Consider the following 19,817-nt stretch of genomic DNA (forward strand, 5'->3'; position numbering starts at 1 on the left):
ATGAACTATAACCTGTCGGAATGGGCCTTAAAAAATAAGGGCTTGGTCCTTTATTTGATGTTGTTACTGGGCATCGTGGGTGTGGTGTCTTATTCCAAACTTGCACAAAGCGAAGACCCACCTTTTACCTTTAAAGTGATGGTGGTACAGACCTATTGGCCGGGTGCAACGGCGCGCGAGGTGTCTGAACAAGTGACCGACCGTATTGAAAAAGAGCTGATGACCACGGGTAAGTATGAGCGCATTATGGCCTACTCCAGACCCGGCGAGTCGATGGTGACTTTTGTGGCACGAGATGCCATGCGCTCCAGTGAGATACCAGATGTGTGGTATGACGTACGCAAGAAGGTTGGAGACATCAAACATCAGCTGCCCAATGGGGTACAAGGACCATTCTTTAATGATGAGTTCGGCGATACTTTCGGCAATATTTATGTGCTGACTGGTAAAGACTTTGATTATGCGGTGATGAAAGAATATGCCGACCGTCTACAGTTACAACTACAACGCGTCAAAGATGTCGCCAAGGTCAACTTGGTTGGGCTGCAAGATCAAAAGATTTGGATTGAAATTTCCAACACCAAGTCGGCACAGTTAGGCATTCCTGTGACAGCGGTGCAACAAGCCCTGCAACAGCAAAATACCATGGCCAGTGCAGGCTTTTTTGAAACAGAATCGGATCGTATTCAACTCCGAGTCACAGGGCAAATTAAGAGCGTTGAAGAACTGCAACGTATGCCTTTATTGGTGAATGGGAAAACCATCCAGCTGAGCGACGTTGCCGACGTCTATCGTGGCTTTAGTGAACCCGCTCAACCCCGTATGCGCTTTATGGGGGAAAATGGCATTGGCATTGCGGTATCGATGCGTAAAGGCGGCGACATCTTGGCTTTGGGTAAAAACTTAGAAACTGAGTTTTCCAAGCTGCAAAAAACTTTGCCTATAGGTATGGAGCTGAAGAAAGTTTCAGACCAGCCTGTCGCGGTGAAGCGTAGTGTCAACGAGTTCATGAAAGTTTTGGCTGAAGCGGTGATTATTGTCTTGCTGGTTAGCTTTTTCTCGCTGGGTTTCCGTACTGGACTGGTGGTGGCATTCTCCATTCCATTGGTCCTAGCCATGACCTTTGCAGGCATGAATATTTTTGATGTCGGTCTACATAAAATTTCCTTAGGTGCGTTGATTTTGGCGCTCGGGCTCTTGGTCGATGACGCTATTATTGCTGTGGAAATGATGGCGATCAAAATGGAGCAAGGCTACAGTCGACTACAAGCAGCAGGGCATGCGTGGCGAACGACGGCTTTCCCAATGTTGACGGGAACCTTGATTACCGCTGCGGGCTTCTTACCGATTGCTACAGCAGCGTCCAGTACAGGCGAATATACCCGTTCTATTTTCCAAGTGGTGACCATTGCCTTAATTGTGTCATGGTTTGCAGCGGTGCTTTTTGTACCTTATTTGGGTGACAAACTCCTGCCCGATTTTAATAAAGAGCTGATTCAAAAAGCGCCGTGGTATAGCCGTTTGTGGGCACGTTTGCGCAAACAGCCAGAACCTCAGCCGATGGTGCATCATGCAGGTGAGCATCACGATCCTTATCAAACCAAGTTCTATCAAGGTTTTCGCCGTTGGGTCGATCTGTGTGTGACCTATCGTAAAACGGTCATTGCGACGACTGTGGCTATTTTTGTACTCTCGGTGTTGATGTTTAAGTTAGTACCACAGCAGTTTTTCCCGCCTTCGAATCGTGCCGAAATTTTGGTCGACTTAAAACTTGAAGAAGGAGCATCTTTAACCGCAACTGAAAATGCGGTGAAAAAAGTTGAACAGTTCCTGTCGAAGCAAGAAGGCATTGATAATTATGTGGCATATGTGGGCACAGGCTCGCCACGTTTTTATTTACCGCTCGATCAGCAGCTACCACAAGCCAGCTTTGCTCAGTTTGTGGTCTTGGCTTCTTCACTGGATGATCGCAATGAAATTCGCAAATCCTTAGACACCCAAATCCGTCAGTTATTGCCCGATGTACGTACTCGTGTCTCTTTACTTGAAAACGGTCCACCTGTTGGTTATCCACTTCAATATCGCGTATCGGGTGAAGACCTAACCCAAGTGCGTGCTTGGGCGGATAAAGTCGCGGCAATGCTGAGTGCTAACCCCAACACCACCAATGTGCACTTGGACTGGGGTGAACCAAGCAAGATGATCAATTTAGAGATTGACCAAGACCGTGCCCGCCAAATGGGGGTATCGAGTTTAGATTTGGCCAATTTCTTGAACAGCTCAATTTCGGGTGCCACCATTAACCAGTACCGTGAGAAACGTGAACTGATTGAAATCCGTTTACGTGGCGATCAAGCCGAGCGGGTTGAAGTAGCATCATTGGCGAGCCTTGCCGTTCCAACTTCAAATGGCGGAACAGTACCGTTGGCACAAATTGCAAAAATTGATTATAGCTTTGAAGAAGGTTTGATTTGGCATCGTAACCGCCTACCGACCATTACGGTACGTGCAGATATTCGGACCAAGTTACAGCCGGCCACGGTGGTGGATGAAATGGCCGAACAGATGAATCAGCTGCGTGCGGAACTGCCGAATGGCTATTTGGTTGAAGTTGGCGGTACAGTGGAAGAGTCTGCACGTGGGGGTAAATCGGTTGCAGCGGGTATGCCTTTGTTCTTGGCCGTGGTCATGACTTTGCTGATGATTCAACTGCGCAGTATGTCTCGTGCCACGATTGTCTTACTCACTGCGCCTTTAGGTTTGATCGGCGTGGTGTTATTCCTGCTGTTGTTCAATAAACCTTTTGGCTTTGTTGCGATGTTGGGTACCATTGCCTTGTCGGGCATGATCATGCGCAACTCACTGATCTTGATTGATCAGATTGAGCAAGACATTCAAGCGGGGCATGAATCATGGGATGCGATCATCGATGCGACGGTGCGACGTTGTCGTCCAATTGTGCTGACAGCATTGGCAGCAGTTCTGGCTATGATCCCACTATCGAGAAGTATTTTCTTTGGGCCCATGGCGGTTGCGATCATGGGCGGACTGATTGTGGCGACGCTATTAACCCTGTTCTTTTTACCTGCCTTGTACGCGCAGTGGTTTAAAGTAAAAAAAATTAGCCATAAGCTGTAAATTTATGCCAATATCAGGTGCGAAACGTTGAAAATTTCAATATAGTAGCACCTGAAATTTATGGCATTTTTATAAAGCAGTTTTTTGCTACACATTAAAAAACCAACGATGTGGCAAATGGGGTTAAACGCATGATGCAAGACAATGTAACCAAGTATCGCCGCTCTATCGCGATTTCTTATGTCTTCATGTTTTTGGCTTTGTTTACTGTGATTAGTGGCGCATTTTCCTATTGGTATGCCCGAAAAGTCACGCAAATTGATCATGCCGAAGTGTGGTTACAAGCGCAAGCACTCTGGGTCATGCGCAATATTGTGATTTATAGCATTTTGGCTTTATTTGCAGCACTGTGGTTTATTCCTCTTATTTTCTTCACTTGGGACAGCGCATTATGGGTGACTGGATGCACGGTTGCAGGTGTGGTTTTTAGCTGTATTGCATTTCTCTTCCTTCTAAATGCATGGTTTAAAGGCCTGTCTAAATTTTTGAAAAATAAAGCAGTTTTCTAATTCTACTGATTTTTTTCAAACACCCCCTTGTAAAACTTGGTTTGAACCCAATTTCAGACCACAGTTGAGTATTAAATAAATTCCGTGAGGAGCATCGCCAGACATGGCTAAACGTGATTATTATGAGGTTTTAGGTGTTGCTAAAACCGCTAGTGATGATGAAATTAAAAAAGCCTACCGTAAGTTGGCGATGAAATATCATCCGGACCGCAACCCTGACAATGCTGAAGCTGAAGAGAAATTTAAAGAAGCGGCTGAAGCTTATGAAATTTTATCGGATAGCGAAAAGCGCAGCATGTATGACCGTATGGGGCATCAAGCCTTTGAAGGTGGTATGGGCGGCGGAGGCGGCTTCGGTGGTGGTTTCAGCGCAGAAGACATTTTCAGTCAATTCGGTGACATTTTCGGTGGTGCATTTGGTGGCGGCGGCGGTCGTGGTCAACAGCGTGCACGTCGTGGTTCTGACTTACGTTATGTGATGGAACTGACGTTGGAAGAAGCAGTAAGAGGGGTGAAAAAAACCATTACTTTTACCGCACCAGCGCCGTGTGAAACTTGTGACGGTAAGGGCTCTAAAAATCCGAACGATGTTGAAACCTGTAAAACTTGTCATGGTGCAGGTCAGGTTCGCATGCAGCAAGGTTTCTTCTCTGTACAGCAGACCTGTAGCACCTGTCGCGGTCAGGGCAAGATCATTAAGAATCCATGTAATACCTGTCATGGTTCGGGCGTTAAAGACCGTCAACAAACCTTAGAAGTGACGATTCCTGCGGGCGTCGACAACGGTGACCGCGTTCGTTTAACGGGTAAAGGCGAAGCGATTCGTGATGGTCAGTCAGGCGACTTGTACGTAGAAGTAGTAGTGCGTGAGCACGAAATCTTCCAACGTGATGGTGCAGACCTGTATATGGATGTGCCTGTGAGCATTGCCGATGCTGCTTTGGGTAAAGAAATTGAAATCCCGACACTCGAAGGTCGTGTGAGTTTGAAAATTCCTGAAGGCACACAAACGGGTAAAATGTTCCGTTTACGTGGCAAAGGGGTTAAACCTGTACGTACCAGTATGCAAGGTGACTTACTCTGCCGTATCGTGATTGAAACACCCGTTAACTTGACGGCACGTCAACGTGAACTGTTGAAAGAGTTGCAAGAAACTTTAGATGGAGATGATCACAAATCATCACCAAAGAAAAAGTCTTTCTTTGACCGACTGTTTGATTAATTGAATACGGTAGGTCTGAATTGGTGTTGAAAAGAGCGGGAAGATTTTCCCGCTTTTTTTATGTTATTGCCCTTCTGTTGGCAGCTCAGGTTGATCGATCTCTTCAACCGACACCATTTCTTCAGCCATAGGTGCAGCGGCTTGTACTTGTTGTTCGGCCTGTACTTTAGGGTGTGTGCTGGTGGTGATCTTTACCTGTGACAAACTTTCTAAGGTGTCGCCCGCTTGAACAGCGGGTTCAGCCTGAACTTGTGCCCAACTGCCCCCAAACGCCATCGCTAGAAAAAGTACCTTGGCTTTCATTCTATTTTCCTCATTTTAAAGTTGTTTTTAAATGCGAACCTAGTCTGCGTAAGATTGATTGCAAATTTGTGAAAAGCTGGAGAAATCATGTTTGAAAATAAAGCGATTTTTTCGATGAAAATGCCCAACAAACCTTAGTCTGTGCAATCAGTTTTGCTATAGTAAGAGCAATTTTGAAGCTAGATTAGGAATATGTTATGTCAGCAGCTCCACGCATTGGGGTCTTAGGTGCCGGCGGTCGTATGGGTCGCATCCTTATTCAAGCGGTACATGAAGCAGGCTATCAACTGGCTGCGGCAGTGGAACGTCCTGAAAGCTCACTGGTTGGTACAGATGCAGGTGAGCTTGCAGGTATTGGCAGCCTAGGCGTGAAGGTGGTGGGTAGTCTGGAAGCGGTAGTGAAAGATTGTGATGTGATCATTGATTTCACTGCACCAGTAGCGACCGTTCAGCATTTAAAAATTTGTCGTGAAGCTGGGGTCGCCATTGTCATTGGCACCACGGGCATGAATGACGAACAAAAAGCTTATTTGGATGACTCTGCGACTCAAACACCTGTGGTCTATGCAGCCAACTATTCTGTGGGGGTCAATGTTTCGATTAAACTGTTGGAATTGGCGTCTAAAGTCTTTGGCGACACAGTGGATATTGAAGTGATTGAAGCGCATCACCGTCATAAAGTCGATGCACCATCAGGCACAGCGTTGATGATGGGTGAGGCGATTGCGGGTGCTTTAGGTCGTGACTTGAAAACCGATGCAGTGTATTGCCGTGAAGGTCATACAGGACCACGTGAGCGTCAAAGTATTGGTTTCCAAACCATTCGTGGCGGCGATATTGTCGGTGAACATACGGCTATGTTTATTGCTGATGGTGAGCGTGTTGAAATTACCCATAAAGCGACCAACCGTATGAACTTTGCTTCGGGTGCGGTACGCGCTGCGGCTTGGGTGGTAGGACGTGAAGCACGTAAATATGACATGAAAGATGTACTGGGTTTTAACGACATTCAAGTTTAAAACCTGTTTCATTCGCCATAAAAACAAGATAAAAAACTAAAATAAGACGAAGAATAGAATGAAAAAAGTCATATATATGGCTTGTGTTGTTGCCGTGATGACGACAGCACAGGCCAAACCTATGGATCAAGCCAAACTCAGTATTCATAAAAATAATATTAAAGTTTGGACCTATCAAAATGCACAAAACCCAGTTTTTTTATATGAGGCTGAAACCACGTTTGATGTGCCGATTGAAAAAGCAGTGTCATTGATCTTAGATGTTGACCATGCGGTGAAATGGGTGCCGTATATGGGCAGTGTGAAAGTCTTGTCGCGCGATGATAAAAAAGGCGAGTTTCAACTGTATATGGTGCTGGATTTTCCTTTTCCTTTAAAAGACCGCGACTTGGTGGTGCAGGGAAAAATGACCAAGGACAGTCAGGGCATTATTAGCATTAAAAATAAAGCGATTGATAAAAACATCCTTAAAAATCCAGATTATGTGCGCCTAAATCATTATGAGGGCGATTGGACCTTTCAGAAACTGGGATCAAATAAAGTCAAGGTTTCGACCTCAGGTTATGCTAACCCTGAGGGGTCGATACCACTGAAGTTTGTGAATATGTTTGTCCAACAACAACCCTATCAAATGCTGCAAAAAATGAAAAATCAATTGCTGGAACAAGAAGACACTCCTGCCCATTTACCAGTTGCCTTACGTTAATTTTAAAGATGAAGAAGCCTGCAATGCAGGCTTTTTTATGTTTTAAAACTTAAGGCTGTTGATAGGCGCTCAGCAGCTCTAAGGTTGAAGCCTTAGGCAGGTCTAACTGGATTAAACTGAGCATGGCATCTCCTTCACCAGCGAGCGAGATCTTGAAGTTTTCAGCACTGCTTTGGTCACATTGGAACTGTAAATTTTTCTGGTGGGGCAAGTTCATCTGCATTTCACGTTCATTGTTCAACCGATATTGATAGGTTCGTTGGGTCGAGGTTTCAGTCAAGCTCGGCGCTAAACTTAAAAACTGATAATCAGTTAAATTTTGCGTTTTCAGAAACCCTTCAATCAGTGCTTTACAAATAAAATGTTGCTGTTGTACCTGCTGTGAAACATGTGGCGGTTGGCAAGCCGATAAGCTCAATAAGCAAAAGAGAGATATGATTATTTTTTTCATAAAAGTGCCTATTTATGGTTGTGAACGAATGACAGAAGCATAATTCTGTTGGCATAATGGATACAGATACATAAAAGTTAAAAAAATAGGTACAGATGAATGGCATTCCAGTATCAAAGCTTGGCTGCACAGTTGCTTGAAAAAATTCAAAATGCTGAATTACCCGCAGGGCAAAAGTTGCTGTCGTTACGCCAGTTTGCTAACTTACAAAAGGTCAGCTTGAATACGGCCAAGAGCTGTTATGAGCTACTCGAGTCGCAGGGGTATATTCATGTGAAAAATAAGTCGGGCTATTTTGTCAGTTATCAGAAAAATACCAGCTCATCTATTCCTGTACCGCAGCATCCTGATTTTCAGTCTCAAGCCCGTGATATTTCTAATTTAGAGCTACAGCTAGAAATTCAACAGTCTTCCATTAATAGCCGTCTCATCCATTTGGGAGCGATTCAGCTTTCTCCAAAACATGTGCCTGTAGAGGCGCTCCGCCGCTCCATTCAACGTGCTTTAAAACACAGTCAACCTGAAGATTTTTTATATAGCGATAAGCAGGGTCATATTCGCTTACGGCAGGCTTTGTCTGAGCATTGGGCTGAAGATGGCTTTTATATTTCGCAGGATGATATCTACATCAGCAATGGCTGTATGCCTGCGTTGTCGGTGATGATCCAACACCTCAGCAAGGAAGGCGACAGCGTGATTGTGCCGACCCCAAATTTTAATGGCCAGTTGCAAATGCTGGCGGGGTTAAAGCGAAAAATTATTGAAATTCCAGCCGATACCCAAGGCTTTGATCTTGAACGTTTAGAGCAGGTCATGCAAAGTTCAGGCGCAAAAGCGTGCTTACTCACGGCCAATTATCAAAATCCATTGGGGTTTTGCTTAAGCAATGCAGAAAAAGAAAAAATTGCACAACTGGCGGCGCGCTATCATTGCTATGTGATTGAAGATGATATTTATGGTGAATGTAGTTTCAGCTCGAGTCGTCCGCTGCCGATTAAGTATTGGGATCAGCAGGGTTATGTGATTTTCTGTGGTTCGGTTTCCAAGTCACTTTCAACTGCGTATCGCGTAGGTTGGTTTTGTATTCCGCAGCGCTTAGCGCATTTGAAGGCTACGTTATTGATGCAAAATATTACAGTGAATACACCCTTGCAGTTGGCACTGGCCGATCTCATTTATAGTCGTGCTTATCGGGAGCATTTACAGCAGTTAAAGCCGATTTTGAAACAGCAAGTTGAGCAATACCGACACATGATTCAGCATGCCTTTAACGGAGTTGAGTTACGTATCAATCAACCCTTTGGTGGTTATGCACTGTGGTTACAGTTGCCAGAGTGTATTGACGGTTTAGATATGTACTATTTTGCTCAGCAGCACGGTATTAATATTGTGCCAGGCGAAGTCTTTGGTGAAGGGCAGCGTTATAAAAACTGTATCCGCCTCAATGCAGGTCATGAAATTTCAACAGATATTCGCGCAGCGGTCACTTTGTTGGCCGATTGGGTGAAAGCGCAACTCAGCAGTTCGACGTTGGTCAAACAAGCGGTATAAAAAGCGCCTCTTTTGAGGCGCTTATGGATTAAAAATCGGCTTTGAGGACGATACGATAACGGGCTTTTCCAGAATGTAACCGTTCCAGTGCTTCATTCAACTGTGACATAGGATACAGTTCAATTTGTGGCGCAATGTTTTTACGTGCAGCGAATTTGAGTAGCTGACGTAATGCCGCAGGTGAGCCAGTGGGTGAACCCGTGATAGACTTTGCTCCACCAATCAGACTACCTGCATTTAACTTGATGGGCTCTAGAGGCAGGCCTAGCAAATGGATCGTGCCATTCGGTGCCAGCGTACTGATATATGCAGGCCAATTGAGTGAGACATTCACGGTGCTGAGGATGAGATCAAATTTGCCCCGCTGGGTTTTAAGCGCATCCACATCACGGCTATTCACCACATGATCTGCGCCCATGGCCTTGAGCTCTTCAGTTTTGTCAAGGTTCGAGGTGAACGCCGTGATTTCACAGCCCCATCCTCGAAGGAGCTTAATAGCCATATGCCCTAAACCACCGATGCCAATCACTCCGACATGGTGAATGGCTTGAATGCGGTGTTTTAAAATTGGATCAAAAACGGTAATACCGCCACACAATAAAGGACCCGCTGACTCAGGATCTAGCTCTTCAGGTAAAGGAATAATCCACTGCCAACCTGCGCGAACTTTGTCGGCAAAGCCGCCTGCATGACCGACGATGGTTGCTGTCGGTCCTCCTGTACAGAGCACTTGTTGGCCCGACACACAGGGGTCACAGTGTTGGCAGCTTTCTGCCGTCCAGCCAATACCGACGCGCTGTCCAAGTTTAAGCCCTTTGGCTTCGGAGCCTAGGCGACTGATGGTGCCAATAATTTCATGACCAGCGACAACGGGATAGACCGAAGAGTTCCATTCATTGTTAATGACTGAAACATCGGAATGGCACAATCCACAATATTCGACTTGGACTTCGACCTGATGTGGTTGCAGTTCACCCGCATCGAATTGATAGGGTTGTAGTGCTGCACCTGCTTGCATTGCCGCATAGGCACGAATGGTGTTATCCGTCATATTCGAGATCCTTATTTTCCTGTTTTTTATGTACTTTTATTTAAAATGACAGCTGTTTTCATGATCATTGACCATACCAACCGCTTGCATAAAGGCATAGCAGGTGGTGGGTCCGACAAATTTAAAACCCTGTTTTTTTAAGGTTTTAGACATATTTTGGCTTTGAGGAGTCTGTGCAGGTGCTGTACGGTAGTCCGGGACATCATTGTTGATTGCGTGTTGCTCGACAAAGTTCCAGAGCCACTCAACGGGGTTGATGCCTTGTTGCTTTAGGGCTTGCCATGCAAGCGCATTGTCACGAATGGCGGTCAGCTTCCCGATATGGCGAATTAAGCCGATATCTTGGACTTTTTCGGCTAAGTCTGTATCACTCAAAGCCGCAATCTGTTCAATGGAATATTGAAAAAACTGGCGATGATAATGTTCACGCTTTTTCAGGACGGTAATCCATGACAGCCCCGCTTGTTGACCTTCGAGGCAGAGCATCGCAAATAACTGCTTTTCATCATGTAGTGGTTTACCCCACTCATGATCATGGTAGTCGATGTAAAGTGGGTCTGAGGAGCACCATCCGCAGCGTTGAGTGGTCATGAACATGCTCCTGATCTTTTTATAGGGTAAAAGGTGCCCATTGGTCGTGTTGATTGTCCCAATAAAACAATTGGGCGTGTTCGAGGTCGGAAAAGTTAATCCAAACATCTTTTCCTGTTTTTTCAGCAAATCCAGTGCTGATTAAAAGCGCATCTTCAGTAATTTCCATGATCCAACCTTGGTGGTTTTGTCCAGCCAAGATGATTTTTTGTTGATTGCCTGATTCAGCAAATTCGACCAGACGGTTGATCAACGCTTCTGACATGAAAAATTCCTAAAGTTAACGTAAATAAGGATAGGGATTTACTGCACCACGGCCTTTACCTTGTAAATAAAGTCCATAATGCAAATGTGGGGCTGTGTGCCGTGCATTGCCTGTATTGCCAACATAGCCAATCAGGTCGCCTTTTTTGACATAGTCGCCGACACTTAAGCCGCGTTTATGGTCATCAAGATGAGCGTAGTAATGCCAAGTGCCTGCTGGCCCCATAATCCAAACCACTTTACCACCCAAATTGTTATTGCGTAAGTCTGCAACGAGACCTTCTGTGGCAGAAAAAACTTTTGTTCCACGTGGAGCCAGAATGTCGATGCCTTCATGCGTCCGTCCGCTACTGCGGGACGCTCCCCAAGTATCTGTGAGCCCGTGACGTTTAATGCCTTGAACGGGTACAGGCAGCTGCTGAGCTAAACGCATGTTTTTCAGCTGTTGGACTTGTGAGGCCGGTAATTGACTTCCACTCGGCGCAGGCGGCGTGGTGCGGCAAGCTGCGAGTAACAGAATCACAAAACTTAAACTGGCAAGCGCAGAAAGGCTGGGCAAACAATTACGCACGAACAATCCTTTATTATTTCAGTGATCTAATTTTAAAGTGTCAGGGTGAACCCAATGCATCACCCAACTATGTCACAGTTGAATTGCCGAGATCAATTTTTTCATCGCGGTTGGGATGCCCATTTCTGTGACGTTTTGTATGTCTATCCATGTGCTGGCCAATTCTATACTTAAATGTTCGAGTTGATCGGCATCGACCTCAAAACAAAGCGCTTCCAGTTGCCAAGTGAAATGGGTGAAACTATGCGAAATTTCAGCGCGTTGCGAGACTTGTTTTAGTCCTAGACTTTGGCACAGTTGCGTGAGTTCATCACGATTTTCAAAAATAGGTAAACACCATAAACCACCCCACAGTCCACTATTGGGACGCTGTTGCCACAGCCATTGATTGTGATGACGCAGTACCAAAACTTGGCCAGACTTCACAGGCACAGCTTTCTTGGGCTTTTTAAAAGGCAATTCAGTTTCTAGCCCTTGTGCATGGGCTTTACAGTGTTGCTGCATTGGGCAGTATAAACACAGTGGTTTTTTAGGGGTACAGACGGTTGCCCCCAAATCCATGATGGCTTGGGTATAGTCGTGGTTACGTTCAGTTGGACAGAGTTTAGTGGCCAGTTGCCACATGCTGCGTTCATGCACAGGTTTGCTTAGATCATCCTCAATGGCAAAAAAACGCGCGAGCACGCGTTTTACATTGCCATCCATAATGACGCCGTACTGACGTAAACCCAAAGACATCAGCGCCCCTGCGGTAGATGGACCAATGCCTGGCAGTTCAATCCAGTCCTCTAAAGTTTGAGGAAAGTGTCCCTGACGTGCCACAACCCCTGCGGCTTTATGCAGATTACGTGCACGGGCATAGTAGCCCAGACCTGCCCAGTAAGGTGCGACCTCATCCCATGATGCTGTCCCTAAAGCTGCAACCGTTGGGAAGCGTTCGATAAAACGCTCGAAGTATTGCAGCACTGTTTTGACTTGGGTCTGTTGCAGCATAATTTCAGACACCCAGACTTTGTAGGGATCATCGGCCACTTGCCATGGCAGGTCATGTCGACCATGAACATCGAACCAAGTCAGTAACGCATCTGAAAAAGAGAAAGGAGACATCTGAGGCACAAGCAAAAAATTCGGCTTAGTATAACTGAATGTCTTTTCTGAGCCCGAGTTTTTGCGCATAAAAAATGGCGCTTACGCGCCATTTAAAACCATAAAAACTTAGTCTTTTGTCATGCCCCAACGTGCATCGAGTTTTAGCTCTTGGTCTTTGTAGCGTGGAATAATATGGATATGTAAGTGTTCAGACACATTCCCAAATATTTCACCATCATTAAAACCAATATGAAAGCCTGAAGGTTGATGACGCAATTGCAGTTCATTACGTGCCAATTCTAGTAAAGACATTAAACTTTTACGTTCTTTGTCGGTAATGTCAAAAAATGAACTCACATGACGTAGAGGGATAATGACACAGTGACCTTTAGACAATGCATTGGGTTCGGGCAAAATTACCCCAAAGTCATTTTTATCAAGCACGTCATATTCATCAAAATTACAATATTGGCAGTGGGTCTCAGTCATTGTTATCTCCTCTAAAATCTAATTATGTATCCTGTTGGATCTGAAAAATCAAATATTTGATTTTTCAGCTCTAGTTAAGCACTGAGATTGCGTTCTAGCAAGTCATACATTGCATCTAGCCCTTGTCTTTCTGCTTCTGGGTTATAGCCCAAGTCTACGCCATTGGCTTTGGCACGCTCATCGGCCAATGGGTTGCTAAAACCGTGCTTCGCATCTTCAAAAATGATGACTTCATGGTCCACTTTTGCCGCATGCATTTCTTCACGGAAGCTGGCAACATCATCCAAAGTGACCATGCTGTCTAACTCACCATGTAAAACTAAAATTTCACCCTGAATTTGACCTTCGGCCGCAGGGGCTTTTGGTGTCAATGTCGCGTGGAAAGTCGCTACAGCTTTAAGTGGTGCGCCTGAGCGAGCTAAGTCTAAAACCACTTTACCGCCATAACAAAAACCAATCGCCGCCAGTTGAGTGGGATTCACTTCAGGCTGGGCAGCAAGCGTATCTAAACCTGCTTGCGCACGGTTGACAATGGTGTCGGCATCCGCAAAAGTTTGCATCATCCATTCATAGGCTTGTTTGGCATCTGTGGTGACATTTTTGTCGCCGTACATATCAATCGCCAGTGCGGCATAACCGTGTTCAGCCAGTTCGCGAGCACGTTGTTCAGTATATTCATTTCGGCCCCACCATTCGGGTGCAACGATGATACCTGCATGCGGTGTTTGAGAGCTTGGTGCTGCAAAATAACCAACTAAGCGTTGTCCATCGGCGGCGTTATATTGAATTTCTCGAGTTTGAATACTGATTGTCATGCTCAAATCCTGATAGATGATCTGCTCTGATTAAAGCATAAAAACTTTTACAAGGATTTGAAAAATATTCCGATGTACATGAGAAATGTGAGAAATTACTTTTAAAGGCACACATAAAAAAAGAAGGATCTGAATCCTTCTTTTTTTTATGAATAGTCGCGTACTTTAGACTTTGCCACGGGATAAAAATCCGACAATCGCTAGAATCACAGCAATCACCAATAAAATAATCGCAAAGTCTTTGGATAAACCTGCTACGCCGCCAAAACCAAGTAAACTTGCAATCAGTGCAATCACTGCGAAGATAATCGCCCAACGAAACATAATTTTTCTCCATAGATGTTCTTATTTATTACTCTATTAGTATAGAAAGAAGGTTCGGACACACTGTGTTGCTTTTGTTTAAAAAGTGTTCTGTTTGTATTTTAAGTTTATGAATATGATGTAAATATTGACACTTTAGATAGCTCTGAAAGCCATGTGACTATAGGTTATAATAGTGCATTCAGTTTTATTGGCAGTGGTTATGTCCAACGAATTAAGACCAGAGTTTTGGAAGCATTATGCGCTCACTGAGCTACGTTCAGCAGAGTGGGAAGCGTTGTGTGATGGTTGTGGTCTATGCTGTCTGGTGAAACTTGAAGATGAAGAAAGCCAAGAAGTCGCCTATACCAAAGTGGCCTGTAAACTGCTGGACTGTCAAACGGCCAGTTGTCGGGATTATCCGAACCGAAAGCAGCATGTGCCCGATTGTATCCAGCTTACGCCCGAACTTTTAGACACGATTCATTGGTTACCACCGAGCTGTGCTTACCGTCGTCTGCATGAAGGTAAAAATTTGCCCAGATGGCACTATTTGAACACGGGCTCACGTCAAAGTATTCTGAAAGCGAAAAAGTCTGCAGCAGGACGCTGTATTTCTGAAGAAGAGATTCAGGATGACGACATCGAAGACTATATTGTACGTTGGTTTCGCTAGCCGATAAAAGCACAATCAAATTGCATGAAAAGCTTGTGTCATTTGCCTGAATTTGCCATAACATAAGCATTCGATGAACGCATGATAAGTCCTAGCCCTATGTCCGATAGCAATATTCCACTGCCTGAACGTTTACGCCCGCGTGATTTATCTGAAATTATTGGGCAGGATCACTTATTGGGTGAGCAGGCACCGCTCCGCCAAATGATCGATCAAGGGCATTTGCCATCGATTATTTTTTGGGGGCCGCCAGGCGTGGGGAAAACCACCATTGCTTTACTGTTGGCGCAAGCAATCGACCGACCATTTGTCAGTCTATCTGCACTCAATACGGGGGTTAAAGAGCTCCGTGAGATCATTGCCGATGGCGGAGATTTAATGCCACCTGTGGTGTTTATTGATGAAATTCATCGCTTTAACAAATCACAGCAAGATGCCTTACTGAATGCTGTGGAGAAAGGCAAAATTACCCTCATTGGTGCCACCACCGAGAATCCTTCTTTTGAAGTCAACAGTGCATTGTTGTCGCGTTGTCAGGTCTATACCTTAAATGCACTCGATGCCGATGCGATTCAAATTTTATTATTGCAAGCAATTAAAAGCGATCCGTTTTTAAAAGAGCGTTATATTCAAATTGAAGAATTTGAAGCACTGGTGCAGTTTGCCGCAGGTGATGCCCGTAAAGCCTTGAATTTAATTGAACTCATTGCGGGCACCTTCGAACCTGACGTTGAAAATATCGTGACCAATGCAATGGTGGTCAAAGTTGCACAGCAAAATATCGCCCGTTATGACAAATCGGGTGAGCAGCATTATGATTTGGTGTCGGCTTTTATTAAGTCAATTCGAGGGAGTGATCCCGATGCCACCTTGTATTGGATGGCACGCATGCTCAAAGGCGGTGAAGATCCTGTTTTTATTGCCCGTCGGATGTTGATTGCAGCCTCTGAGGACATTGGCAACTCAAACCCCAATGCACTGCTGCTTGCTGGAGAATGCTTCCGTTCTGTTCAAGCGGTGGGCATGCCAGAGTGTCGAATTATTCTTGGGCAGTGTGCGGTTTATTTGGCGACCAGTGCCAAAAGTAACAGTACTTATCTTGCGATCAACAAAGCGTTGGATTTGGCCGAGAAAACAGCGAATTTACCTGTGCCGCTGCATTTAAGAAATGCACCGACCAAGTTGATGAAAGAGCAGGGCTATGGCGTCGACTACTTGTATCCGCACAACTATCCAGAGCATTTTGTGATGCAAGAATATTTACCCCCTGAGCTCAAAGGCGCCAAGCTGTATGAGTCGGCACGCAATAAGCGTGAGGTTGAGGGTGAGCGTTTACAGCAACGCCGTTGGCAACAAGAGCAGCAACAGCAGCAGTAATAAAAAAGCCTGATTCACAAATCACGCTTTTTGTTTCTGGGGCTTAGGATTTAGTCACATTCATTGAGCAGTTTTTTCTTTAAGCACTGTAGCGTTTTTATGTTCCGATGTGCGTATTTATCAATTTTAATGCCGCAGGTAACACAGCGGCTAATAAAGCGATTGCCATCGTGATGTTAAAGCTCAAGGCAAAGCGTGGTTTCATCAGATATTGGCGTAAGAAAAGACCACCGACAGCCCAAACCCCGACACATGGAATGGAAATCACCATTAAAATCAGGGCCGCATAAAGAATATCACTGACATGATGGTTTAAAGCAAAATAAGTGGCAATGGTGCTGATGGAGATAATCCACGCTTTGGGATTGACCCACTGAAAAAGAGCCCCTTGTAGAAAACCCATCGATGGTTTTTGTTCTAATTCGATGTTGAGTGGTCCACTGGCTGCAATTTTCCATGCGAGCCACAGAATATAAGCTGTGCCGATCAAACTTAAAATAAATTGGAGCTGGGGCAGGGCCAGAAACACCTGATTTAAGCCGATGCCGATGGCGAAGAGTTGCACGGCCACACCAAAGGCAATGCCTAAAACCAGAGGTAGGGTTTTACGGATGCCAAATCGTGCACCAGACAGCATGACCAGTGCATTATTGGGTCCAGGCGTGCAGGTCATTACGACACAGAACAGCAGATAAGAGACAAACAGTGACGCATTCATAAAGGGGATGGAGTAATCAAATAAGTATAATTTTATTGTTGATTTATCACAATTTGGTTGTATATTGATCGTTAATACTGAATTTTATGCAACAAATGATTGAATTAGATCGATTAGACCGAAAAATATTGTGTGAACTTGAGCGCGATGCACATTTAACCAATATTAAACTGGCAGAACGCGTGGGTTTGTCACCATCGGCCTGTTTACGACGCGTGCAAGAGTTAGAAAGAATTGGTGTGATCCGAGGCTATAAAGCGGTGATTGACCGTTCGCTTTTGGGTGTTGGTTTAACGGTTTATGTGACCATTGGGCTGTCTTGTCACTCAAAAGAAAGCTTGAGTCAGTTTGAGGATGTGATCACAGCAACGGATGAAGTCACAGAGTGTCATACCATTACAGGCTCGGTCGAGTATTTACTCAGGGTTGAAGTGGCAGACATCAAGTCTTATAAAAAGTTTCATACTGATGTTTTGGGAACGATTCCTTCCATTAGCTCGATCACCAGTTTTTTGGTGATGGATACCACTAAAAATCGATATACCAATCTATAAAAGCTTAGGTGGAAAGGTAAAAAACCGAGCGAAATGGCTCGGTTTTTATCTGAGTACATATAGTTTCGCGGGATCAGATCAAACGAGGCACTTTATCTTTTTAACTAAGCATTGAGTGTTGAATCATTGCTGCATCAAGCTATTGAAAGCTATTCAATTATTTAAAGTTACCCTCTAAAAACTGTTGCAGGCGTTCACTTTTGGGGTGAATTAAAACTTCTTTTGGATCACCTTGTTCTTCAATTTTGCCTTGATCTAAGAAAATGACATGATTGGACACATGGCGTGCGAAGCCCATTTCATGGGTGACCACAATCATGGTTCGGCCTTCTTCAGCCAAACTTTGCATCACTTTCAACACTTCACCCACCAGTTCAGGATCTAGAGCGCTGGTTGGCTCATCAAACAACATCACTTCCGGCTCCATTGCCAAGGCACGGGCAATCGCAACACGCTGTTGTTGTCCTCCTGACAAAAAAGACGGATATTTCTTTTCGACACTTTCTGCGAGCCCCACTTTTCTTAAATATTTTCGCGCACGCTCTTCTGCCTCACTCCGCTTTAGCCCCAAGACATGAATGGGCCCTTCAATAATATTTTCTAATACCGTCATATGCGACCATAAATTGAAATGTTGAAAGACCATCATCAGTTGAGTACGCATTTTTTGCAGTTGTTTAGAGTTTGTCGCTTTGAGATCACCATTTTTATCTAAAGTGGTCTCTAACTGTTCGCCATTGAGCTGAATGCTGCCTTGGCTCGGTTGCTCTAGAAAATTGATGCAACGAAGAAAGGTACTTTTACCTGAACCTGAGGAACCAATAATACTAATCACATCACCTGCGCGTGCCTCAAGTGAAACCCCTTTTAAAACTTCATGATCGCCAAAACTTTTACAAAGGTCTCGAATCACCAGTTTTGCTGAATTTTCCATTGTTTCTCCTAATGATTCGATGGTTTTAAAAACGCCAACCAGCGTTGTTCCAATTTACGAAAGATCCAAATGAGGATAAATGCCAGACAGGCATACAGCACAGCGGCAATGCCAAAGGCATCAAACGTGGCATAAGTGGCAGCATTGACATCCCGTGCAATTTTGAGAATATCAGGCACGGTTGCAGTGAAGGCAATGGTGGTTGCATGCAGCATCAAAATGACTTCATTACCATAAAACGGCAATGCTCGGCGTAGCATCGACGGAATAATAATACGGGTATAGCGTTTCCAAGGCGACATTCCAAAGGCTTTTGCAGCCTCAATTTCGCCGTAGGGAATCGAACGTATGGCCCCTGCAAAAATTTCAGTGGTATAAGCTGCTGTATTGAGTGCAAACGCTAAAATGGTGCAATTAAGCCCCTCTCTAAAAAACTCATCGAGCCGTTCATGGGCATGCACAAATTCAAGGCTATAAATTCCGGTATAAATAATCAGTAGCTGCACATATAAGGGGGTACCACGGAAAATATAAGTAAAAAACCAAACAGGTCCACGTACAAAAGCATGCTCAGAAACTCGAGCAATTGACAAAGGCACAGCCAGAACAAAACCAATCGCAATCGATAAGACCAGTAGCCACGCGGTCATGGCGACCCCAGTCATTTGAAAACCATCGGTCCACAGATAGGACTGCCAGTATTGTTGAATAATTTCAATCATAGTTGTCCCTTTTTCACACCAGCAGAATAACGACGTTCCAGCCACATGAGAATCAAATTCGAAAGGGTGGTGATGGCCAGATAAATGACGGCTGCAACAATACTGAAATAGAACACTTGCATGCTGCTTCGACCTGCATCTTGGGTAATTTTGACGATGTCGGTCAAACCAATTAAGGACACCAAGGCAGTGGCTTTAATCAGGACTTGCCAGTTATTGCCAATCCCCGGTAAGGCAAAGCGCATCATTTGTGGAAAGAGGACACGCCTGAAGACTTGAAATGGGGTCATGCCATAGGCATATGCAGCTTCAAGTTGACCTTTGGGGACGGCTTGAAATGCGCCACGGAAGGTTTCCGTAAAATAGGCCCCATAAATAAAGGCTAAAGTAATCACCCCTGCCACAAAGGGATTGATGTCAATTTGCTCCATATGGATCGATTCGGTAATCGAGTTCAATCCAAGTTGCAGGCTATAGAACAACAACAACATGATTACCAGATCAGGAACACTACGAATGAGCGTGGTATAGAGGGTTGCAACATGACGTAAGATTTGAATACGAGAGAGTTTGGCACTTGCCCCAAACAATCCAATAATGATCGAAAGTACCAGTGATAACAAAGCAAGCTGTATGGTCATCCAAGTGCCACTGAGTAATACGGGACCATAGCCAGACAGAAACATACTCAGTTTCTCCGAGTAAAAATATAAAATTTTATAAATCAGCAATATATATAGGGTGTCGGTATTTAATCGACACCC

At 44.7% G+C, this 19,817-nt stretch carries 23 protein-coding genes; 9 read left to right on the plus strand and 14 right to left on the minus strand.

What is annotated here, in order from left to right:
* The 3 genes from ACSC9N_RS00250 to dnaJ all read left to right on the plus strand — a co-directional run bounded on the left by ACSC9N_RS00250 (window position 1) and on the right by dnaJ (window position 4,869).
* Window positions 1-3,138, plus strand: a complete 3,138-nt coding sequence (locus ACSC9N_RS00250; protein WP_094148440.1) for an efflux RND transporter permease subunit — start codon at window positions 1-3, stop codon at window positions 3,136-3,138.
* Window positions 3,139-3,269: 131 nt separating this feature from the next.
* A complete protein-coding gene (locus tag ACSC9N_RS00255; RefSeq protein ID WP_004691852.1) occupies window positions 3,270-3,647 on the plus strand; it encodes a hypothetical protein in 378 nt (125 codons plus the stop codon).
* Between the two features lie 103 nt (window positions 3,648-3,750).
* Window positions 3,751-4,869: a molecular chaperone DnaJ gene (gene dnaJ, locus ACSC9N_RS00260; RefSeq protein WP_004978425.1), complete on the plus strand. Its 1,119-nt coding sequence runs from the start codon at window positions 3,751-3,753 to the stop codon at window positions 4,867-4,869.
* A gap of 63 nt (window positions 4,870-4,932) precedes the next feature.
* Here dnaJ and ACSC9N_RS00265 read toward each other — a convergent pair whose 3' ends face one another.
* The gene (locus ACSC9N_RS00265) at window positions 4,933-5,172 is read right to left on the minus strand and encodes a hypothetical protein (protein ID WP_078388264.1); all 240 of its coding nucleotides are present in this window, start codon (window positions 5,170-5,172) and stop codon (window positions 4,933-4,935) included.
* Between the two features lie 197 nt (window positions 5,173-5,369).
* On the opposite strand from ACSC9N_RS00265, the gene dapB reads away from it, so the two are divergent.
* Both dapB and ACSC9N_RS00275 read left to right on the plus strand, forming a co-directional pair.
* On the plus strand, window positions 5,370-6,191 hold the full coding sequence (gene dapB / locus ACSC9N_RS00270; RefSeq protein WP_062031806.1) for a 4-hydroxy-tetrahydrodipicolinate reductase: 822 nt from the start codon (window positions 5,370-5,372) through the stop codon (window positions 6,189-6,191).
* 58 nt (window positions 6,192-6,249) lie between these two features.
* Window positions 6,250-6,897, plus strand: coding sequence for an START domain-containing protein (locus tag ACSC9N_RS00275; protein WP_159151821.1), 648 nt, complete (start codon window positions 6,250-6,252; stop codon window positions 6,895-6,897).
* Window positions 6,898-6,946: 49 nt separating this feature from the next.
* On the opposite strand, the gene ACSC9N_RS00280 is transcribed toward ACSC9N_RS00275, so the two are convergent.
* Window positions 6,947-7,348: a hypothetical protein gene (locus ACSC9N_RS00280; RefSeq protein WP_004691842.1), complete on the minus strand. Its 402-nt coding sequence runs from the start codon at window positions 7,346-7,348 to the stop codon at window positions 6,947-6,949.
* A 99-nt stretch (window positions 7,349-7,447) separates the two neighbouring features.
* On the opposite strand from ACSC9N_RS00280, the gene ACSC9N_RS00285 reads away from it, so the two are divergent.
* Complete coding sequence (locus tag ACSC9N_RS00285) at window positions 7,448-8,899, plus strand: PLP-dependent aminotransferase family protein (RefSeq protein ID WP_395474980.1); 1,452 nt, start codon at window positions 7,448-7,450, stop codon at window positions 8,897-8,899.
* Between the two features lie 28 nt (window positions 8,900-8,927).
* Here ACSC9N_RS00285 and ahr read toward each other — a convergent pair whose 3' ends face one another.
* The 8 genes from ahr to ACSC9N_RS00325 all read right to left on the minus strand — a co-directional run bounded on the left by ahr (window position 8,928) and on the right by ACSC9N_RS00325 (window position 14,093).
* Window positions 8,928-9,950: an NADPH-dependent aldehyde reductase Ahr gene (ahr, locus tag ACSC9N_RS00290; protein WP_395474981.1), complete on the minus strand. Its 1,023-nt coding sequence runs from the start codon at window positions 9,948-9,950 to the stop codon at window positions 8,928-8,930.
* A 36-nt stretch (window positions 9,951-9,986) separates the two neighbouring features.
* On the minus strand, window positions 9,987-10,541 hold the full coding sequence (locus ACSC9N_RS00295) for a DNA-3-methyladenine glycosylase I (protein WP_178928248.1): 555 nt from the start codon (window positions 10,539-10,541) through the stop codon (window positions 9,987-9,989).
* Window positions 10,542-10,560: 19 nt separating this feature from the next.
* Window positions 10,561-10,806 carry a hypothetical protein gene (locus ACSC9N_RS00300; RefSeq protein WP_004691836.1) on the minus strand — a complete coding sequence of 82 codons (246 nt, stop codon included), beginning with the start codon at window positions 10,804-10,806 and terminating at the stop codon, window positions 10,561-10,563.
* Window positions 10,807-10,821: 15 nt separating this feature from the next.
* Window positions 10,822-11,364 carry a M23 family metallopeptidase gene (locus tag ACSC9N_RS00305; RefSeq protein ID WP_224469376.1) on the minus strand — a complete coding sequence of 181 codons (543 nt, stop codon included), beginning with the start codon at window positions 11,362-11,364 and terminating at the stop codon, window positions 10,822-10,824.
* An 84-nt stretch (window positions 11,365-11,448) separates the two neighbouring features.
* Window positions 11,449-12,483: an A/G-specific adenine glycosylase gene (gene mutY, locus ACSC9N_RS00310; protein WP_395474982.1), complete on the minus strand. Its 1,035-nt coding sequence runs from the start codon at window positions 12,481-12,483 to the stop codon at window positions 11,449-11,451.
* 108 nt (window positions 12,484-12,591) lie between these two features.
* The gene (locus ACSC9N_RS00315; protein ID WP_004691832.1) at window positions 12,592-12,954 is read right to left on the minus strand and encodes an HIT family protein; all 363 of its coding nucleotides are present in this window, start codon (window positions 12,952-12,954) and stop codon (window positions 12,592-12,594) included.
* Window positions 12,955-13,028: 74 nt separating this feature from the next.
* A complete protein-coding gene (locus tag ACSC9N_RS00320) occupies window positions 13,029-13,769 on the minus strand; it encodes a dienelactone hydrolase family protein (protein ID WP_148825283.1) in 741 nt (246 codons plus the stop codon).
* Window positions 13,770-13,934: 165 nt separating this feature from the next.
* Entirely contained in the window at window positions 13,935-14,093 is a 159-nt protein-coding gene (locus ACSC9N_RS00325; RefSeq protein WP_004647174.1) for a DUF1328 domain-containing protein, read from the minus strand.
* A 202-nt stretch (window positions 14,094-14,295) separates the two neighbouring features.
* On the opposite strand from ACSC9N_RS00325, the gene ACSC9N_RS00330 reads away from it, so the two are divergent.
* Together ACSC9N_RS00330 and ACSC9N_RS00335 are read left to right on the plus strand one after the other, a co-directional pair.
* Window positions 14,296-14,748 (plus strand): YcgN family cysteine cluster protein, encoded by a 453-nt coding sequence (locus tag ACSC9N_RS00330; protein WP_130235501.1) that lies wholly within the window; start codon window positions 14,296-14,298, stop codon window positions 14,746-14,748.
* Window positions 14,749-14,847: 99 nt separating this feature from the next.
* Complete coding sequence (locus ACSC9N_RS00335; RefSeq protein ID WP_159152757.1) at window positions 14,848-16,125, plus strand: replication-associated recombination protein A; 1,278 nt, start codon at window positions 14,848-14,850, stop codon at window positions 16,123-16,125.
* Between the two features lie 97 nt (window positions 16,126-16,222).
* Here the strand turns inward: ACSC9N_RS00335 and ACSC9N_RS00340 are convergent, their stop codons facing one another.
* On the minus strand, window positions 16,223-16,843 hold the full coding sequence (locus tag ACSC9N_RS00340; RefSeq protein WP_171518825.1) for a LysE family translocator: 621 nt from the start codon (window positions 16,841-16,843) through the stop codon (window positions 16,223-16,225).
* A gap of 86 nt (window positions 16,844-16,929) precedes the next feature.
* Between ACSC9N_RS00340 and ACSC9N_RS00345 the strand changes: the two genes are divergently transcribed.
* Window positions 16,930-17,397 (plus strand): Lrp/AsnC family transcriptional regulator, encoded by a 468-nt coding sequence (locus ACSC9N_RS00345; protein WP_228254617.1) that lies wholly within the window; start codon window positions 16,930-16,932, stop codon window positions 17,395-17,397.
* Between the two features lie 157 nt (window positions 17,398-17,554).
* On the opposite strand, the gene ACSC9N_RS00350 is transcribed toward ACSC9N_RS00345, so the two are convergent.
* From ACSC9N_RS00350 to ACSC9N_RS00360, 3 genes are read right to left on the minus strand one after another with little or no spacing between them, the layout of a single operon-like run.
* Window positions 17,555-18,331, minus strand: a complete 777-nt coding sequence (locus ACSC9N_RS00350) for an ABC transporter ATP-binding protein (protein ID WP_159152756.1) — start codon at window positions 18,329-18,331, stop codon at window positions 17,555-17,557.
* Window positions 18,332-18,339: 8 nt separating this feature from the next.
* Window positions 18,340-19,053 (minus strand): ABC transporter permease, encoded by a 714-nt coding sequence (locus ACSC9N_RS00355; protein ID WP_004691821.1) that lies wholly within the window; start codon window positions 19,051-19,053, stop codon window positions 18,340-18,342.
* Window positions 19,050-19,739, minus strand: a complete 690-nt coding sequence (locus ACSC9N_RS00360) for an ABC transporter permease (RefSeq protein ID WP_004691820.1) — start codon at window positions 19,737-19,739, stop codon at window positions 19,050-19,052. The genes ACSC9N_RS00355 and ACSC9N_RS00360 overlap by 4 nt, the downstream gene beginning before the upstream one ends.
* Window positions 19,740-19,817 lie beyond the last annotated feature (78 nt).

Source organism: Acinetobacter sp. PC34 (assembly GCF_051789135.1).
In the GTDB taxonomy this organism is placed as follows: domain Bacteria; phylum Pseudomonadota; class Gammaproteobacteria; order Pseudomonadales; family Moraxellaceae; genus Acinetobacter; species Acinetobacter johnsonii.

Excerpts from the sequence above, each read along its gene's own strand:
- ACSC9N_RS00250 (WP_094148440.1), top strand. The coding sequence starts at position 1 with ATGAACTATAACCTGTCGGAATGGGCCTTAAAAAATAAGGGCTTGGTC.
- ACSC9N_RS00255 (WP_004691852.1), top strand. The coding sequence starts at position 3,270 with ATGATGCAAGACAATGTAACCAAGTATCGCCGCTCTATCGCGATTTCT.
- dnaJ (WP_004978425.1), top strand. The coding sequence starts at position 3,751 with ATGGCTAAACGTGATTATTATGAGGTTTTAGGTGTTGCTAAAACCGCT.
- ACSC9N_RS00265 (WP_078388264.1), bottom strand. The coding sequence starts at position 5,172 with ATGAAAGCCAAGGTACTTTTTCTAGCGATGGCGTTTGGGGGCAGTTGG.
- dapB (WP_062031806.1), top strand. The coding sequence starts at position 5,370 with ATGTCAGCAGCTCCACGCATTGGGGTCTTAGGTGCCGGCGGTCGTATG.
- ACSC9N_RS00275 (WP_159151821.1), top strand. The coding sequence starts at position 6,250 with ATGAAAAAAGTCATATATATGGCTTGTGTTGTTGCCGTGATGACGACA.
- ACSC9N_RS00280 (WP_004691842.1), bottom strand. The coding sequence starts at position 7,348 with ATGAAAAAAATAATCATATCTCTCTTTTGCTTATTGAGCTTATCGGCT.
- ACSC9N_RS00285 (WP_395474980.1), top strand. The coding sequence starts at position 7,448 with ATGGCATTCCAGTATCAAAGCTTGGCTGCACAGTTGCTTGAAAAAATT.
- ahr (WP_395474981.1), bottom strand. The coding sequence starts at position 9,950 with ATGACGGATAACACCATTCGTGCCTATGCGGCAATGCAAGCAGGTGCA.
- ACSC9N_RS00295 (WP_178928248.1), bottom strand. The coding sequence starts at position 10,541 with ATGACCACTCAACGCTGCGGATGGTGCTCCTCAGACCCACTTTACATC.
- ACSC9N_RS00300 (WP_004691836.1), bottom strand. The coding sequence starts at position 10,806 with ATGTCAGAAGCGTTGATCAACCGTCTGGTCGAATTTGCTGAATCAGGC.
- mutY (WP_395474982.1), bottom strand. The coding sequence starts at position 12,483 with ATGTCTCCTTTCTCTTTTTCAGATGCGTTACTGACTTGGTTCGATGTT.
- ACSC9N_RS00315 (WP_004691832.1), bottom strand. The coding sequence starts at position 12,954 with ATGACTGAGACCCACTGCCAATATTGTAATTTTGATGAATATGACGTG.
- ACSC9N_RS00320 (WP_148825283.1), bottom strand. The coding sequence starts at position 13,769 with ATGACAATCAGTATTCAAACTCGAGAAATTCAATATAACGCCGCCGAT.
- ACSC9N_RS00325 (WP_004647174.1), bottom strand. The coding sequence starts at position 14,093 with ATGTTTCGTTGGGCGATTATCTTCGCAGTGATTGCACTGATTGCAAGT.
- ACSC9N_RS00330 (WP_130235501.1), top strand. The coding sequence starts at position 14,296 with ATGTCCAACGAATTAAGACCAGAGTTTTGGAAGCATTATGCGCTCACT.
- ACSC9N_RS00335 (WP_159152757.1), top strand. The coding sequence starts at position 14,848 with ATGTCCGATAGCAATATTCCACTGCCTGAACGTTTACGCCCGCGTGAT.
- ACSC9N_RS00340 (WP_171518825.1), bottom strand. The coding sequence starts at position 16,843 with ATGAATGCGTCACTGTTTGTCTCTTATCTGCTGTTCTGTGTCGTAATG.
- ACSC9N_RS00345 (WP_228254617.1), top strand. The coding sequence starts at position 16,930 with ATGCAACAAATGATTGAATTAGATCGATTAGACCGAAAAATATTGTGT.
- ACSC9N_RS00350 (WP_159152756.1), bottom strand. The coding sequence starts at position 18,331 with ATGGAAAATTCAGCAAAACTGGTGATTCGAGACCTTTGTAAAAGTTTT.
- ACSC9N_RS00355 (WP_004691821.1), bottom strand. The coding sequence starts at position 19,053 with ATGATTGAAATTATTCAACAATACTGGCAGTCCTATCTGTGGACCGAT.
- ACSC9N_RS00360 (WP_004691820.1), bottom strand. The coding sequence starts at position 19,739 with ATGTTTCTGTCTGGCTATGGTCCCGTATTACTCAGTGGCACTTGGATG.